Below are 18,023 nucleotides of genomic sequence, written 5' to 3'. Positions count from 1 at the left end.
AAGTATTCGTCGGCATATTCCTCTAAGAGCCGTTTGAACTCCCTATATGTGGCGATAGATTCATCTGTACTTTCCTCTTGTGTGTGCATACGCTCGACCTCAGGTCGCTTGCTACCATAGGGACGCAAGAAGTCCGCTGGCGACGAATGGAAAATGGTCATCTGATTCTTCGCAAGCGAAGCGACTAAGGTCGAGCGCATCATTGCCCGACTGTTGCTCTGCCTGCTGATACGTTGTCTGCTCCTCGCTCATAGCTAGCAGCCTGTGAAGCAACGCAAGATGATACTTGCCATACGTTAGCGTCAACTTGGCAGCCAGCGTCACATCAATCGCACGACATTGGTAACGCTCTAACAAGCCTTGCTGTGGCTTCAGATGGCTGAGTGTTGATTCTGAAAAATAGTTTTCAGGTATTACTGATATCATCAACATATTCCTTTTCAATCTCATCTATTAGCATGGATAAATCTGAAATACTTAATGGTTTCCCCTCAACTAAATCGACTTTTGATGCCTTGTGTTTATAATAGTAGCGTAAAAACGGAGTGTTATTAAACTCAAATCCACAGATTAGAACAGGATAGTCAGAATAATCATCTCCTTTCTCCATAATGCTTATAATACAATAATATGGAAGGAGAGCCACATGCTCAGCACGTATGTCAAATTCGTTTTCCTGCAAATTGTCATCGTCCTTTATTCTTCTCCAACATTTAGTATCTATGTCAATTGCTATTCTGTAATTGTCCCAATATAAATCCAGGAACTCAATACCAACGTCAGTTAATTGATAAGGACAGATCTCACAATAGCTGGCATTCTCACCATAGGAATCATCAACATCATCAACAGAACGTATAACAACCTTTTCAAATCTGAATTGTTTTGAAGGATCTCTGGCTATTTCCATTCTTATCTCTGGTGTCCAATTGACTTTCTGCAGCAATATCTTTTCGACTTCCTGCCTCACCTTGTTTCCGTTAACAACTTTTTTAATGTTCCTATTGTGCTCTGTCTCTATACCAAAAAACTTATATAGCAAATCTTTATAGTCACTATAAAGCATCGTTTCAAGTTTCGTCCCAACCCACACATCACTTCCGTTGAATCCTCTTTCCTCACTATATGATTTTATGAATTGGAGTGTATCAGTAGTAATGTTGCAAGCAAGAGCAATGAGCAGCATACAGCTCTTGGCAATTTCGTAATTGCCAACAATCTTGTCAATTGCAGCCTGTGCGTCTGCCTTTGTGAAAGACTGATGATTCTTACATTGAATGTACCAAGTAGTTTCTTCCGTGTCAACACCCCAAATGTCTACTCCGCCATCTTTCCCCTTTTGACCTATTGGAGAAAGTTCACCCCATTTATATTTTCTGTAAACTATTTCAAAAACCAGCTCTTCGAAACGTTGCCAAGGAAAATCTTCAAAGTGAAGTCTGTTTGTTGTGCGTGTTGGATTATTCATAATCATTCATTTTTTGTTAATAATCTCTTTTGTCACCATTTTATACAATAAATGGTTTTCAGTTCCTACTATTTTTAGTTGCCTCTATTTCTTTACGTGTGTTCTATACGGCTACAATCACAAATCTGAGCGATTTTCTCTTTAAGCAACTTTTCTTCCTTTGCCATATGCGAACAGAAATCTTTAAAATTGTCGCAGATTGTAGAAACATTCATTCCAATAATTGACATTGTCCCTCCACGACCACTAAGAGACCTTGTCATTTTAATGTCAGAATTTTCCAGTGGCACTATAAAGCCGCTATTTACTGTATTATACAAATGCATATAGGCTATTAATTGGTTCCTGTCATCGCGTGACACTGCACTCCAGTCTGAATATCGCTTGTATTTTGCATCAAGCACTATGTCTGACCTATGATAATCAGGCATCGCTTTCTCACGGCCAACTTTGTCTGTGAATATATGTATTCCACCTTCACCTATTTTGTTTTTAGGATGCAGAAACCCAATATCCCTTAACACGGTATTTAAATACTCTTCCCACAACCATGCACCGTCATAAAGGATGCCATATATTTGATTATTATTATCGTTACCATACCTTATTTCTTCATGTTGAAGTATTTGCAAGCAGAGAAGTTGCAAGTTACGGTATTCTATGAAAAATGGGTGGCTTAAAGGCCGGAGGTTGCAATTGATGACACTCCGAAGTTCTTTACGATTATATGTTGGCGTTGCTTGACATATTCCGCTTACTGCATTACGAGTTTCCTCATCGTTATAGAGGACATTGCTACCCAAAGGATGGACGGCTAGATATTCAATAGTATGCCGAACAAGTTGGGTAACATGGTTGTCAGTTGAATATTCTCTTGTTGTGTATGCTATTTTCCCAGTAAAAGAAATGTTTTGACGGATATGCCTAGCAATATCTATCCTTCCTTTCACGTTAGCATCATTGTAATTTCTCGTTTGGTATTCTTTATAGACACCTTGACGTATAGCACGCTTTAAAAATTCCGGGAAGAGATAGATGAGGAAATTGAATACCCCCTCATTGTTAGTTCCAAACTTGAGATCAAATAGATTGATAGCGAAAACACGCTGGAGCATGTAGTGCAGAAAGTAGTCATTAGTATCATTCGTGGCGAAACGTGAACGAATGCTAACCTGTGTGTTGTTATAACCGATGAATCCCATGATATTTCCTGTCAAAAGACGATTCTCGTCTATTGTAAAGATGTGCTGATTGCCGATGTCATCACCATTGACTTTGAAATCTGAAGGGAATATCAGCAAGTTGGGATGTTCAGCAAGATCAAGCTCGCACAGAGGTTTTGCAGACAACTTTTTCAAGTTCCCCAAGTGCAAAGCAGCGTCGAAAGGTTCACCCCTTCCGTTGTTATCCGTTGTCTTTATCAGTTTCATCATTCGTTTCATGCTTTTTGTTATAAGCCTTTTCCAATTCATCCAAATAGGCTTTTGCATTCTGATTACCTCGTAGGTATTCAAAGAGGAGTCCTTTCAAATGATAGTTCCACAACATTTTGAAGGCCTGCTCCATTCCCAGATGTTTATAGTTAAGGTATTTGCGGAAATATGCTGCACCAATTTGGTAAGCTTCGCCCAGCTTGAGTTCTGGCATGAGAATGGATTTGTTCAAGGCTGACATTCTCTTCTTGATTTCCACCTTTTCGTTTTTATCATAATCATTACTTTCTGCAATCATATTCTGATAACTCTCTTCTGTTGTTACTTCTACAAATGCAAAACGACGGCGCATTGCAAAGTCCATACTCTCCACACTGCGGTCAATGTCATTCATCGTACCAATGATATAGACATTTTCTGGGACGTAGAAGCCATCCTTAAACACATCGTCATTATCAATCATATTCTGGTATTGAGTTTGCACCTTACCTTTCTCGCCACGGTAGCCGGAATCTATAGAGGAAAATGCCTCCCCAAATATCTTGTTTATTTCACCACGGTTAATTTCATCGATGACAAATACGAATTTCTTTATGTCTTCATTCTTTAGATTAGTTGGAACAAAATAATTGGCAACAGCATAATCTCCCACTAACTTAGTAAAAGCGTTATAGAGGCAGTTATCTTTGTCACTAATATATTCTAAAAGGTCTTTGTCCCGTAGAACATAACTGGTACGATGATAGATGAAGTGTATTGTTTCCCCTTCATCTATCATAAAATAGATACCTCTTATTTCTATTCTCCCTTTCTTTCTAAGCATTATTTTGAATTTCTGCAGCACTGCCTCCGACTCTGTTTTTGTTGGTTGAACGCATTGGCTAATAGCTAGTTTGCAGAATTCTTTGAATGCCCCATTTTGCCTCTTGAAGCCGATATTTCCATTTTTATCAGAGATAGGCCTCAACCCTTCAATAAAATCAGTATAGTCATAGTTTGGGTGGAACTGTATAAAACCAATTTGTTCCTCCATACACCCCATGGCCTTTGCTATTTCTCTTGCCAAGAATGTTTTTCCTGTTCCTGGTGCACCAGTCAAGATAAGATTCTTGTTTACCTCTAACAATTGTATGTACTTGTTAAACTTATTGTTCTTTTCCATTGCTTGTAATGCGCTATAGTTAATATGGGGTTCACGTCGTTTTTTAGGCGCTGCGTTGATTAGTTCTATGTTTATTAACGCAGAACCCTTTTTCCCAATAGGGGTTTTGTCTTTTGTCTTATACGTAAATGTAAACTCACTTTCTCCTTTTTCATAAGCCCTATCATAATCCTCTTTAACAGGTCTTAGAACTCGTTTTTCGAAATCTGAAAATGTTGAATATCTCTCAGGAGAAAAAAAGTCTCGCAAATCACGAAAAGTTGTATCAATATAATGTTTGTCCTGGATGTAACATGAAACAAATAGAAAGAACGGAATTGAATACGAACAAGTAAAAGAATCGGGGGTAACATCCAATATCCAATTAGAATAATGCTCTGCAACTTCTTTGATAACAACAAAATCTACTTTTTTGGGGAAAATAGTCATATTTACCCAAAAGTTGATTCTTAAATTTCCAATGGTTACAATGGGGATCTCTGGTTCTTCAAATATTTCTCTAATGTTGTGGGATTTCAAATCTTTTATGACGGAATTAGTAACATGAAAGATTATATCTCCTTTACTATTTTCCTCACTGTTTTCTTTGCAAATGTGGAATGAGGACGTGTCCTCTAAGCAGGAAATACTATCCACACCTTGAGAGGCCAATGCGTGTTCAAGTTCCTCTCTCATAAATTTAATAATGAGCAACCATGCCTTTTGGTTAAGCAGATTCTTCCCTAAAGAAACAAATTGGAATTTTCCATTAACCAATTCGCCCGCATTATTGTTTTCTTTCATCTTTATAATGTTGCCTATTTAAGATTTCTTATACTGAGATTATATCATATATAACTATGAATATCACACCATTTCGCAATTACGCCTTAACTAAACTTTTGTATCATTTCTTTCCTGAACAATGCAAAGTCCGCAGTGTCCTTTCTGTCCTCTCTGAGATTGGCAACCAAGTCAGCAGAGAATTCTATAGTTTCTGGATTGTCATCTAGAGTATGTGCACAAATCTTTCCTACCATTATCCTTTCACGGAACAAACAATCAGATAGTGGAGGTTGGCATCCGGCTTCGAAAAACTTAATGCCATCATCTGTATAGAAACATATGGTGTTGTATTCATTACCGGTTTTAGCGAAGAAGAATGTTTCATGAGGCCGTTCTTTCTTTACGAGCATTTGAAACCATGCGCGTACTGGCTCGCTCATGTCTTTATATGCATATAAGAAACGGATACCAAAGAACCAAGTCACAGGTGCTTTGATTACATTTTTTCCCATATCATTATTGTTACTTTGATTACGACGTACTGCATCAAGTTCCAATTGGGCATTTAGGAGCTGAGCCTTCATCTTCTTCATTTCCGAAAGATATTCTTCTGCTAAATTATGTTTATATGGCTTTACCAATAGTGGGATACCCAAACGACTATCAAGTACGCCTGAATCTGTTTGGAGATTAGGGTCAACTACAAATTCAAAAAAATTCAGAGTGAATGCGTTGCAGAAATTAAGTAGGCGAGTAACAGGAAGACGATGTACCGCAAGAAGTGATTCTTTAACACGGTTAGGATGAACCCCCACGGAAGTAGCAGCATCTTTATATGAAGAGACAACGCCTGATCTGACAACTTTTTGAATCGCTTCTCCATTATAATAGCATTCTTTAAAACTGTCACATACGATATAATCCTCACGCTTACCTATCTCATCAAAGTATTCAGATGAAAAGAATCGACTTACTGGAATATGCAGGCCATTGGCCAGATCAATTAGTTGATGTACTGATATTTTGGATGGAGTCTGGACTATTCTATACCATGTTGATATAGCAATGTTAGACTTCTCCGATATAGCCCCATTCGTCATATTCAATATACGTGGAAGCTCTTTCAATAGTTTCTCGTTAAGTTGCATCATATTTTTGCTGTTTCGATTATGGGTGCAAAGATAAGCAACAGTTTTCAATCGAACAAATATTTTCGCAAAAATATTTATTTAATAACCCACAAACATTAATTATGAGAGTAAAATGCAATAATTATGATACAAACCAATACTAATGTTATTAGAAATCTCCCACACCTTAGATTAGATTTATAAAGCGTAGGAGATGGTTTACCAACATATGAGTGAAGAGCTTACATGCGCATAATCCAAGGCGATACCATTGCTAGCAGTCTTGCCTTTTTTCTAATGTTGGTGCATTCTATGCTCCTATACCTTTTCTTATTTATAGTAAGTCACTTCAGTCCCGAATGACTGATAGTTTCCCATTCTCAAAGTACACGTATCTGTTTCTGGAATATACCCATTGTTCGTGTACGCCCAAGCGGCCTCTTGAAGTGTTTTTATCGGACGCCACTAGTTCTTTATGATGATTTTTGAAGACTTTACAGGGCTGGACTGCTGATAGAGCGTGACGTTATAAACACCACTCATTAGCCCGCTGACAGAGAGCTGATTACTGCCTCGTTTTGCATTCAGCGACCTTACCACCTTGCCGTCCATAGCAGAAACTACAAGCGTCAACTGTCCGCCGGTTTCATTGTCAAAGACTATATTACTACCCACTCTTCTTATTGAGAAATCAGCCTTGGAACGGCTTACTTCCCTAATCCCTGTTGCATCGTTTCCTAAAAGATATAATACGCGGCTGTTGTCGCTGCCATATCCCTGGACATAGCATTTCCCTCTGAAATAATAGGCTGAAGAGATGTAGGATATGCCCGGCAGGAATGCCTTGACCGTTCCATCTAATGTCGCAATCTCCACTCCTTCGGTATAGATTCCACCATAATGCTCATGTTTGTAAAGCCTGAGCAGTCGTTTGCCACTTTCATCATCCCAAAACCACTCATAGTTGTCGGCTCCGCTTTCCCTCATGATGGAGTCAAGCTTCTCGTCGCCGTAAGATGGTGAGAGAATATTGCCGTCATTGCCAGTCGAATGCTCCTTGACGTAGTCTGCATATTTCATGCTGACGGGCACAATGGTTTGTCTTGACCGCACATATTCGAAATCATCGTCATCGTCGAACAATGTCTGGCTTACATAGAGGTGACGAGAATGATAGCTGTTGTTGTCGGAATACAACTCAAAGCTATTGATTGTCGAACTCGTTGTATATTCGTTGGTCTGGTCGTCCACAACCGTCCATTCATCGCTTGCAGCTGCTCTTGTAATCGATCCGCCACTGTTGCCGAGGTCGCAAACGCGTGTCAGTGTGACGACGCGCTCCTGATAAGGCTGCCCCATGGCAGGGTCTGTGAAATCCCTGACCGTGTTAAAGTCGCCGTCATAAATGGTAAAACCTTTCCTGTCGAAAGTGTTCACCGACACAAGGAAAGCCTCTCCTTCTTTAGTCATGGAGCCTGGGATGAAATACAAATCTCCATTGAAGGAGAGCACTGGCTCCTGTGCAAAACCATAGGAGCTACAAATGGCAAATGCCAGTAATAATACAAACTTCTTCATAGTTCTGTATTTAATCTTAGTTTTTGAGTAACCATACTTTGCAATTTCCATCAAAAGAGGCGCAGACTTTCGCCATACGCTTCACGGTTCACCACAAACCACAACTATATATGGGAAATCTGCGCCCATATTGGGGGCAGCTCCTATAATAGTTGTTGCTCTTTCGTTCGCGGTGGTGATTGTGAAGCTATAGAGCAATATGTCTTGTGCCTCTTTCGAAAACACACTGCAAAATTACGAAAAGTTTTCGATTTCAAATACTTTTTACTCGTATTTCAACAATAAATCTTCAGAATTGTTTGTAGATTCAAGAAAATGCACTATCTTTTCACCGACAAATCCCGCCCGCTTCCCATAAGAACAGCGTACCAGCGGGACATTTTTTGTATATAGATATACCTAACAAGCAATGACGCTAGCACAGCAGATTCAGACACTGCAAGGCTGAGGTCTGATGATTGCTGATACCAATAAGGCAGAACAGGCTCTTGATGCTATCAGCTATTTTCGATTGGCTGACTACTGATTTGCATTCAGCCTAAAACTGAACTTCCCCGTTTTTCCCTTGATTACCTTTTATTTACGGTCATTCTGCGTTAATTCTCCAAATTCCGTCTTTTGTTACAACCTTTTTTCGTAACTTTGCACCCAAATTAAAAGAAGTATAGATAAAAATGGCAGAAACAACAAACAGCATTTTGCAAAAGCTGGACGGACTGGAAAGTCGCTTCGAAGAGGTATCAACTCTGATTACTGACCCTGCAGTGATTGCAGACCAACAGCGATTCGTGAAACTGACGAAAGAGTACAAAGACCTGGGCGACATCATGGACGCACGCAAGCGTTATATCAACTGCCTAAACAGCATCAAGGAGGCAAAGGATATACTGGCCAACGAAGACGACCCCGAAATGAAAGAGATGGCCCGTGAAGAGCTGTCAACCAACGAGGCGCTACAGCCACAACTCGAAGAGGAAATCAAGATTGCCCTGATACCTAAAGACCCCGAGGATGCAAAGAACGTGCAGATGGAGATTCGCGCAGGAACTGGCGGCGACGAAGCCTGTCTATTTGCCGGGGATCTGTTTAAGATGTACAAGAACTACTGTGAGGCCAAAGGTTGGCAACTCAGCGTCACCGACTTCAACGAAGGTGCTGTGGGGGGGTATAAGGAAATTGACTTCGCCGTAAGTGGTACCGACGTATATGGCACGCTGAAATACGAATCGGGCGTTCACCGCGTGCAGCGAGTGCCCGTCACCGAGTCTAACGGACGCATGCAGACTAGTGCTGCAACAGTTGCCGTATTGCCAGAAGCCGACAAATTCGAGGTTCATATCAATGAAGGCGAAATCAAATGGGACACCTTCCGCTCGAGCGGTGCTGGCGGTCAGAACGTCAACAAGGTAGAATCGGGTGTTCGCCTGCGCTATATGTGGAAGAATCCCAATACAGGTGAGACAGAGGAAATCCTGATTGAATGTACGGAGACACGCGACCAACCCAAGAATAAGGAACGCGCACTTTCCCGTCTCTACACCTTCATCTACGACAAAGAACACCAGAAATACATGGACGACATAGCAAGTCGCCGCAAGACATTGGTCAGCACTGGCGACCGCTCGGCGAAGATCCGCACCTACAACTTCCCACAAGGCCGTGTCACCGACCACCGTATCGGTTATACTACTCACGATTTACAAGGATTTCTGGGGGGCGACATTCAAGCCATGATTGACGCCTTGACCGTAGCAGAGAACGCAGAACGCATGAAAGAAAACGAATTATAAAAAGCATATGACTAGACAGGAACTTATCCAGCAAATAAAAGAGAAACACTCTTTTCTGTGTGTCGGTCTTGACACAGACCTGAAGAAGATACCTCAGCACCTGTTAAAAGAAGAGGACCCCATCTTCGCCTTCAATAAGGCCATCATCGAAGCCACTGCCCCCTACTGCGTTGCATACAAGCCTAATCTGGCATTCTATGAGGCTTTTGGCGTGAAAGGGATGATTTCGTTCGAGAAGACCATTGCTTTCCTCAAGAAGGAATATCCTCATCATTTCATCGTGGCAGACGCTAAGCGTGGTGATATCGGCAACACATCAGCCATGTACGCACGCACTTTCTTTGAGGAGTATGACGTAGATTCTCTAACTGTTGCTCCCTATATGGGCGAAGACTCTGTCACACCGTTCTTGGGCTATGACGGCAAATGGGTTATTCTGCTTGCACTGACCAGCAATAAGGGTTCCCACGACTTCCAGCTGACGGCCGACGAACAGGGCGAGCGTCTCTTTGAGAAAGTGTTGAAGACTTCACAGAAATGGGGCAACGACGAGAACATGATGTACGTGGTTGGTGCCACTCAGGGACAGATGTTCGAAGACATCCGCAAGGTGGCTCCCAGTCACTTCCTGTTAGTGCCTGGCGTTGGCGCACAAGGTGGCAGTCTGCAAGAAGTATGCAAATACGGTATGAACAAGGACTGTGGTCTGCTGGTCAACTCTTCTCGCGGCATTATCTATGCTTCTCAGGAAGAGAACTTTGCAGAAGTGGCTGGCCAGAAAGCCAAAGAACTTCAGCAAGAGATGGCTTCAGAACTTGCTAAGATTGGCATGTAAAGAACAAATGGATGAACGAAACAAAGATTATCAATGACCCCGTCTTCGGGTTTATCCAGATACCAAGAGGATTGCTTTACGGCATAGTAAAGCATCCTCTGTTTCAACGTCTAAACAGAATTAACCAATTAGGACTGACATCGGTCGTATATCCCGGTGCCCGCCACACACGATTTCTGCATTCACTCGGTGCCTTCCACCTCATGAGTGAAGCCATACTGTCGCTCCAGCAAAAAGGTCATTTCATCTTTGATTCCGAAGCCGAAGCTGTCAAAGCGGCAATCCTGATGCACGACATCGGGCATGCCCCCTTTTCGCACGTATTGGAAAACACGCTCATCTCTGGCATATCGCATGAAGATATCTCACTGATGATGATGGAACAAATCAATCGAGACATGGGCGGTCAGCTAAACTTGGCCATTTCCGTCTTCAAGAACGAATATCCGAAGAAATTTCTTCACCAGTTGATTTCCAGTCAACTGGACATGGATCGACTGGACTATCTGCGTCGCGACTCGTTCTACACTGGCGTCACAGAGGGAAATATCGGTTCAGCCAGAATCATCAAAATGCTGAACGTGGTCGATGACCGTTTGGTCATTGAGCAAAAAGGCATCTACTCACTTGAGAACTACCTCACCACAAGAAGACTGATGTATTGGCAAGTTTACCTGCACAAGACCACTGTAGCCTATGAGAAAGTGCTGGTGAGCATGCTAACAAGAGCCAAGGATTTGGTGCGACAGGGCAAAGAGGTGTTTGCCTCACCGGCCCTCGCCTACTTCCTGAACAACAATGTTGACCGACAGTGGTTTGAAACTCACAGCGAGGCATTGCAGATGTATGAAGACTTGGACGACTCCGACATTTGGAGCGCCATGAAAGCATGGAAGTATCACGAGGACAAGATACTGTCCACACTGGCAAAAGACATGCTTGACAGATGCGTCTTCAAGGTTGAAGTTCATGAGACACCAATATCTGAAGAAAGACTAGAAGAACTTCGCATGAGCATTGCCCAACAGATGGGAATCGCAAAAGAAGACACACACTACATGATCAACGTCAGCGAAATACAAAAAGACATGTATTCGGTTGATGATGATTCAATAGATATTTTATACAAAGACGGCAGTATAAAAGACATCGCAGAAGCCTCAGAGATACTAAATGTAGCACTTCTTTCTAAAAAAATACGAAAATATTATCTCTGTTATCAGCGAATTCAATAAAAATGTTTATATTTGCAGTCTAATTTGAAAAACTAGTAGATATTATGGAGTTTACTGCTAAACAAATAGCTGATCTGATTGGCGGACGAGTAGAAGGCAACGAGGCCGCAGCCGTCCATACCTTTGCAAAGATTGAAGAAGGACAGGAAGGAGCTATTTCATTCCTATCAAATCCAAAATACACACATTATCTTTACGAAACCAAGTCAACCATCGTATTGGTCAACGAAGACTTAGAGCTGGAACAGGAAGTTTCTGCCACACTCATCCGCGTGAAGAACGCTTACGAGGCCGTGGCAAAGCTGCTGCAGATCTACGAGTCTATCAAGCCCAAGAAGACTGGCATTGACACACTGGCATTCGTTTCGCCTAAGGCCACCATCGGCAAAGATGTATATATCGGTGCCTTTGCCTGCATCGGCGATGGTGCCGTGATTGGCGACGGTGCACAGATTTATCCCCATGTAGTCATTGGCGATGGCGTAAAGGTTGGAGAGAAATGTCTCTTCTATCCCAACGTCACAATATATCAGGGCTGTCGTATCGGCAACAACGTCACCATCCACGCAGGTAGCGTGATTGGTGCCGACGGCTTTGGCTTTGCTCCAAGCACCGAAGGCTACGACAAGATTCCGCAGATTGGTATCGTCATTATTGAGGACAACGTAGAGATTGGAGCCAACACATGTGTTGACCGTTCTACGATGGGTGCCACTGTGGTACATAAAGGTGTGAAGTTGGACAACCTGATTCAGGTGGCCCACAACTGCGAGATTGGCGAAAACACCGTTATGTCGGCACAGGTCGGCATGGCAGGCAGCACCAAGATTGGTTCTTGGTGTATGGTTGGTGGTCAGGCTGGCTTTGCCGGACACATCCACGTGGCAGACAAGACATTCGTCGGGGCCCAGTGTGGCGTCATCAGCAATACCAAGGGCAACGAGCAGCTTATCGGTTCGCCAGCCATGGATCCCAAAGTATTCTTCAGAGCTTCGGCCGTCATGAAAAAGCTTCCTGACATGTATCGAGAACTGAATCAACTAAAAAAAGAATTAGCAGAACTAAAAGCAAATAAATAAAGTATGAAACAGAAAACTATAAAAGGCAGTTTCTCGCTTTGCGGAAAAGGACTTCACACAGGTTTAAGCCTGACAGTAACATTCAATCCCGCACCAGAGAACCACGGCTATAAGATACAGCGAATCGACCTTGACGGTATGCCAATCATCGATGCCATTGCAGAAAATGTTGTTGACACACAACGTGGCACGGTATTGGGCAAGGGCGATATCAGAGTTTCAACCATTGAGCATGCCCTTTCTGCTCTTTACGCTCTGGGCGTTGACAACTGTCTGATTCAGGTAAACGGTCCTGAGTTCCCTATACTTGACGGTTCTGCCATTAAATATGTTGAGAAGATTAACGAGATAGGCATTGAGGAGCAAAATGCTCCCAAAGACTACTATATCATTCGCAAAAAGATTGAAGTAAAAGACGAGACCACCGGCTCGTGCATCACCATCCTTCCCGATGATGAATTCACACTGACAGCCATGTGCTCGTTCGAGTCGAAGTTCATTCACAGCCAGTTTGCCACACTCGACGATATCAAGAAGTACCCTGAAGATATTGCAGCAGCGCGCACATTCGTATTCGTACGTGATATAGAACCTCTGCTTCAGGCCAACCTGATTAAAGGCGGTGACCTTGACAACGCAATCGTCATCTATGAGCGTCAGACAACTCAAGAGCGCCTGGACACATTGGCAGACATGCTGCACGTGGAGCATCGCGACGCCACAGAGTTAGGCTACATTCAGCACAAGCCATTGGTATGGGACAACGAGTGCACACGTCATAAGCTACTCGACGTTATTGGCGACATGGCCCTGATTGGCAAACCCGTGAAAGGACGCATTGTTGCTACACGTCCTGGCCACACCATTAATAATAAGTTCGCACGCGAAATGCGCAAGGAGATTCGCAAGCACGAGATTCAGGCTCCAGCCTACGATCCCAACGAAGAACCCGTCATGGATGTCAACCGCATCCGCGAACTGTTGCCACACCGCTACCCCATGCAGCTGGTTGACAAAGTGATTGAGATTGGACCAACCAGCATTGTCGGTGTCAAGAACATCACATCTAACGAGCCATTCTTCACTGGTCACTTCCCTCAGGAGCCCGTTATGCCTGGCGTTCTGCAGATTGAAGCCATGGCACAGTGCGGTGGTCTGTTGGTGCTCAACAGTGTGGAGGAGCCAGAACGCTGGTCAACCTACTTTATGAAGATTGACGGTGTGAAGTTCCGTCAGAAGGTAGTGCCAGGCGACACGCTAATCTTCAAAGTCGATTTGATGGCCCCGCTCCGTCATGGTATTTCCACCATGCATGGCTATGCTTTTGTTGGCGACAAGATTGTGTCTGAAGCAACGTTCACTGCTCAAATTGTAAAGAACAAGTGATAAATTGAAGTTATCATATTATATATAGAACAATAGAAATAATGGCAAATCAAATACATCCCTTAGCCGTCGTCGATCCCGAGGCAAAGTTGGGCGACAATAATATTATTGGCCCCTTCTGCGTGATTGACAAGAACGTGGTGATTGGCGATAATAATCATCTATTGAACAACGTCACCATACACACCGGAGCACGCATTGGCAACGGCAACGAGATATTCCCTGGCGCATCCATTTCCACAAAGCCACAGGACCTGAAGTTCAAAGGTGAGGAAACGACATGCGAAGTTGGCGATAACAACTCTATCCGCGAGAACGTGACTATTAGTCGCGGAACAGCAAGTCGTGGAAAGACCGTCGTTGGCTCAAACAATCTGTTGATGGAGAATATGCACATCGCCCACGATTGTATTATCGGCAACGGTTGCATCATCGGCAACTCTACAAAGTTTGCAGGTGAGGTTGAAGTCGATGACTGCGCTATCATTTCTGCAGAAGTACTGTTTCATCAGTTCTGTCGTATTGGCGGCTACGTCATGATACAAGGCGGAAGCCGCACAAGCCAGGACATACCTCCCTACATCATTGCAGGCAAGGAGCCCATCCGCTACGCAGGCCTGAATCTTATAGGTCTGCGTCGTCGCGGTTTCTCCAACGAGACCATCGATATGATTCATGACACCTATCGCATTATCTACTCTCAGGGCATCCTGAAAGAAGGCATTGCTGAGGCACGAGCAAAATATCCCGACTCAAAAGAAGTGGAATATATCTGCTCATTCTTTGAAAATTCAAAACGAGGCGTAATAAGATAAGAAGACTTTGGCAAAAAAGCTGATAGTCATCACTGGCCCAACAGCAGTCGGAAAGACAGAGTTGTGCATTGATATTGCCAAGAGATTTGGCATTCCAATCATCAATGCTGACTCCAGACAGATATTCCGAGATCTACCTATTGGCACTGCCGCACCTACTGAAGCACAACTTCAGCAGGTGCGACATTATTTTGTCGGCCAACTGGACCTGCAGGATTATTACAGCGCATCCATGTATGAAGAGGAAGTCATGACACTACTTCAAGAACTCTTCAAGACATCCGATTATGCGCTTCTCACTGGTGGCAGTATGATGTATATAGACGCCGTGTGCAACGGTATTGACGACATCCCTACGGTTGACAACGAGACCCGCACACTGATGAAACAGCGACTGGCAGAAGAAGGTTTAGAGAATCTCTGCAACGAACTGAAACGTTTGGACCCCGAGCACTATGCTATTGTGGACAAACAGAACCCACGCCGTGTGGTACATGCCCTGGAGATATGCCACATGACAGGCCGCACCTACTCCTCGTTCCGAACCAATCTGAAGCGAGAACGTCCCTTCGGCATCATAAAAATCGGTCTAACACGAGAACGCGAAGAACTATACCGCCGCATCAACCAACGTGTAGATGAAATGATGCAAGCAGGTTTTCTTGAGGAAGCCCAACATCTATACTCCAAGAGAGAGCTTAACGCATTGAATACGGTTGGCTATAAAGAACTATTCACCTACTTAGACGGGACATGGTCGCTCGATGAAGCCATCGAACGAATTAAAGGCAACACTCGAAGATACGCCCGCAAACAACTCACCTGGTACAAGAAAGATCCTGAGATAAAGTGGTTCACGCTCGACAACAGCAAGCAAATCCAGAACGCAGAAAACGACATATATAATTATATCATTCAGCAGTCATGAATAAAACAGAAGTCGTAAATAAAACGAAACAACTCATCGGAAAGGGGAAGTCATACTTCAAAAAATTCGTTTCTTGGTACATTAGCATATTCAAGGGACGACCTTGGTACATCAAAACAGTTTCTGGAATAGCCTCTTTTATCGTTTTGATGCTGTTATACATGGGAGCTGTGGATATCAATTTGTTTTGGCTGTTTGGCAAATCGCCCAGCATGTCAACAATCATCAACACGCGTCCGGCACAAGCATCCGAGATATACAGTGCCGATGGTGTGTTGATCGGAAAGTTTTTCAGCGAGAACAGGACGCCCGTCACCTTTGAAGATGTCAACCCCGTATTCTGGCAAGCCCTGATTGACACTGAAGACGAGCGCTATTATCATCATTTTGGCATTGATTTCCCTGCGTTTGGCGCCGCTTTAAAGGACTATATCATCCACGGTGAGGCGCGCGGTGCTTCAACAATCACACAGCAGCTGGCCAAGAATCTGTTCCGCGTTCGCACCGAATATTCTACGGGACTGCTTGGGAACATTCCTGGTGTTAAGATGCTGATAATGAAAACGAAGGAGTGGATCACAGCCGTCAAGCTCGAAGCCAACTTCGACAAGGACGAGATACTGACCATGTATGCCAACACAGTAGATTTCGGTTCTAATGCCTATGGAATTAAAACGGCCTGCAAGACCTACTTTGGCATTGCGCCTAGAAATCTAAAGCCCGAACAAGCAGCTATCTTGGTTGGCATGCTGAAAGCCACGACATACTACAATCCCAGATTGAACCCACAGAATAGTCTGAACCGCAGAAACGTAGTACTTGACAACATGCTCCAGCACGGACACCTGACCAGCGAACAGTTTGACACGCTCATCGCTAAACCAATCGATTTGGACTATTCTGTAGAGAATGCCTACGACGGACAGGCCAACTATTTCCGTGAGGCACTGGCCAACCACATGAAAGACTGGTGCAACGAGAATGGATACGATATATACACCGATGGATTGAAAATCTATACTACCATTGACACTCGTATGCAGAAATATGCCGAGAATGCTGCTTTGGAGCAAATGAAGCATGTGCAGACCAACTTTAACAATCACTGGGGCAACACCAATCCCTGGCGCGATGAGCAATATCGGGAGATACCCAATTTCATTGAGAATATTGCAAAGAGAACATCACAATACAAGTCTCTTAAAAACAAATTCCCTAACGATCCCGACTCTATCGAATACTATATGAACCAGCCCCACCCCGTAAAGTTGTTTAGCTACGATGGAGAGATTGAGCGCGAGATGAGCACCATGGACAGCATTCGCTATATGGTGCACTTCATGCACTGTGGCTTTGTGGCCATGGAGCCGCACACCGGACACATCAAAGCATGGGTTGGCGACTTGGATTTCAAATCATGGAAATACGACAAGGTGACCGCCATGCGTCAACCTGGTTCAACCTTTAAGCTCTTTGTCTATACAGAAGCAATGAACCAAGGTCTCACTCCTGTCGATACACGCGCAGACACCTATCTCAGCATCAAAGTTTGGGACAAAGAGAAAAACCAAGAGGTTAACTGGATGCCCCACAATGCCGATGGCATCACCTCTGGAGCCAACATGTCACTGAAAGCTGCATTTGCAAAGAGTGTCAACACTATCGCTGCCAGACTGGGACAAGAAGTAGGCATTGACAACGTAGCAAAAACAGCTCACCGCATGGGTATAAAGAGCAAGCTTCAGGCTGTGCCAGCCTTGGCACTCGGTGCAAGCGACGTAAACCTGCTGGAACTGGTAAACTCTTATGCCACCATCGCCAACGATGGACAAATGCACGAGCCTGTTTTTGTGACCCGCATCCTGGATCGCGATGGCAACGAAATCTACAAGGTCAAAGAGAAAACACAGGAGGCTGTAAGCTATCGCAGTGCCTTCTTTATGCAACAGATGTTGATGGGAGGCCTACACGGCACCAGCTGGGCACTGAATCAATATGTCAATCAGTTTGCCGACACCGATTTTGGCGGCAAGACCGGCACATCCAACAACCACTCTGACGCTTGGTTTGTTGGCGTCAGTCCAAAACTTGTTTGCGGTGCATGGGTCGGTGGCGAATACCGAGCCATCCACTTCCGCACCGGTGCACTTGGCCAAGGCGGCGTCACCGCATTGCCCATTTGCGGCAGATTCTATAAAGCAGTGCTAAGCGATCCTGCCTTTAAAGATTATCGTGCCAAGTTCAATCCATGTCACGATAACACTATTACCCCGAGTATGTACGAGGGAGGATACTACTATGAAGTGCCCGACAGTCTTCAGGAAGACTCAACGGCCACCGACGAACAAGCACATGAGGCTATTGATGCTGCCGAAGCACCTGCAACGGAAGAAAACATCCCATCAACAACGGAATAACA

14 protein-coding genes are annotated in these 18,023 nt (G+C 43.8%); 8 read left to right on the top strand and 6 right to left on the bottom strand.

What is annotated here, in order from left to right; translation table 11 throughout:
• Positions 1-111: 111 nt before the first annotated feature.
• From L6472_RS05590 to L6472_RS05565, 6 genes are all read right to left on the bottom strand, one after another.
• Positions 112-426 (bottom strand): hypothetical protein, encoded by a 315-nt coding sequence (locus tag L6472_RS05590; RefSeq protein ID WP_237807667.1) that lies wholly within the window; start codon positions 424-426, stop codon positions 112-114.
• The gene (locus L6472_RS05585) at positions 407-1,468 is read right to left on the bottom strand and encodes a restriction endonuclease (protein WP_237807665.1); all 1,062 of its coding nucleotides are present in this window, start codon (positions 1,466-1,468) and stop codon (positions 407-409) included. The genes L6472_RS05590 and L6472_RS05585 overlap by 20 nt, the downstream gene beginning before the upstream one ends.
• Before the next feature lie 92 nt (positions 1,469-1,560).
• On the bottom strand, positions 1,561-2,910 hold the full coding sequence (locus L6472_RS05580; RefSeq protein WP_237807664.1) for an McrC family protein: 1,350 nt from the start codon (positions 2,908-2,910) through the stop codon (positions 1,561-1,563).
• On the bottom strand, positions 2,873-4,846 hold the full coding sequence (locus L6472_RS05575) for an McrB family protein (RefSeq protein ID WP_237807663.1): 1,974 nt from the start codon (positions 4,844-4,846) through the stop codon (positions 2,873-2,875). Before L6472_RS05575 ends, L6472_RS05580 begins: the two co-directional genes overlap by 38 nt.
• An 86-nt stretch (positions 4,847-4,932) precedes the next feature.
• The gene (locus L6472_RS05570; RefSeq protein ID WP_237807662.1) at positions 4,933-5,979 is read right to left on the bottom strand and encodes a helix-turn-helix transcriptional regulator; all 1,047 of its coding nucleotides are present in this window, start codon (positions 5,977-5,979) and stop codon (positions 4,933-4,935) included.
• Between the two features lie 444 nt (positions 5,980-6,423).
• The gene (locus tag L6472_RS05565; protein WP_237807661.1) at positions 6,424-7,536 is read right to left on the bottom strand and encodes a T9SS type A sorting domain-containing protein; all 1,113 of its coding nucleotides are present in this window, start codon (positions 7,534-7,536) and stop codon (positions 6,424-6,426) included.
• Between the two features lie 674 nt (positions 7,537-8,210).
• On the opposite strand from L6472_RS05565, the gene prfA reads away from it, so the two are divergent.
• The 8 genes from prfA to L6472_RS05525 are packed head-to-tail and all read left to right on the top strand — an operon-like array spanning position 8,211 to position 18,021.
• Positions 8,211-9,326, top strand: coding sequence for a peptide chain release factor 1 (gene prfA / locus L6472_RS05560; RefSeq protein ID WP_237807660.1), 1,116 nt, complete (start codon positions 8,211-8,213; stop codon positions 9,324-9,326).
• Positions 9,327-9,333: 7 nt separating this feature from the next.
• Positions 9,334-10,161 carry an orotidine-5'-phosphate decarboxylase gene (pyrF, locus tag L6472_RS05555; RefSeq protein WP_237807659.1) on the top strand — a complete coding sequence of 276 codons (828 nt, stop codon included), beginning with the start codon at positions 9,334-9,336 and terminating at the stop codon, positions 10,159-10,161.
• Between the two features lie 11 nt (positions 10,162-10,172).
• Entirely contained in the window at positions 10,173-11,396 is a 1,224-nt protein-coding gene (locus tag L6472_RS05550; protein WP_237807658.1) for an HD domain-containing protein, read from the top strand.
• Positions 11,397-11,440: 44 nt separating this feature from the next.
• Entirely contained in the window at positions 11,441-12,475 is a 1,035-nt protein-coding gene (gene lpxD / locus L6472_RS05545; RefSeq protein ID WP_237807657.1) for a UDP-3-O-(3-hydroxymyristoyl)glucosamine N-acyltransferase, read from the top strand.
• 3 nt (positions 12,476-12,478) lie between these two features.
• Entirely contained in the window at positions 12,479-13,861 is a 1,383-nt protein-coding gene (locus L6472_RS05540) for a bifunctional UDP-3-O-[3-hydroxymyristoyl] N-acetylglucosamine deacetylase/3-hydroxyacyl-ACP dehydratase (RefSeq protein WP_237807656.1), read from the top strand.
• A 41-nt stretch (positions 13,862-13,902) separates the two neighbouring features.
• The gene (gene lpxA, locus L6472_RS05535; protein ID WP_237807655.1) at positions 13,903-14,676 is read left to right on the top strand and encodes an acyl-ACP--UDP-N-acetylglucosamine O-acyltransferase; all 774 of its coding nucleotides are present in this window, start codon (positions 13,903-13,905) and stop codon (positions 14,674-14,676) included.
• Between the two features lie 7 nt (positions 14,677-14,683).
• Complete coding sequence (gene miaA / locus L6472_RS05530; RefSeq protein WP_237807653.1) at positions 14,684-15,604, top strand: tRNA (adenosine(37)-N6)-dimethylallyltransferase MiaA; 921 nt, start codon at positions 14,684-14,686, stop codon at positions 15,602-15,604.
• On the top strand, positions 15,601-18,021 hold the full coding sequence (locus L6472_RS05525) for a transglycosylase domain-containing protein (protein WP_237807651.1): 2,421 nt from the start codon (positions 15,601-15,603) through the stop codon (positions 18,019-18,021). Before miaA ends, L6472_RS05525 begins: the two co-directional genes overlap by 4 nt.
• Positions 18,022-18,023 lie beyond the last annotated feature (2 nt).

This window comes from Prevotella sp. E13-17 (assembly GCF_022024035.1).
Classification (GTDB): domain Bacteria; phylum Bacteroidota; class Bacteroidia; order Bacteroidales; family Bacteroidaceae; genus Prevotella.
Note: the sequence above shows the minus strand (reverse complement) of the source record. Positions and strands in the feature narration are given on the sequence as shown.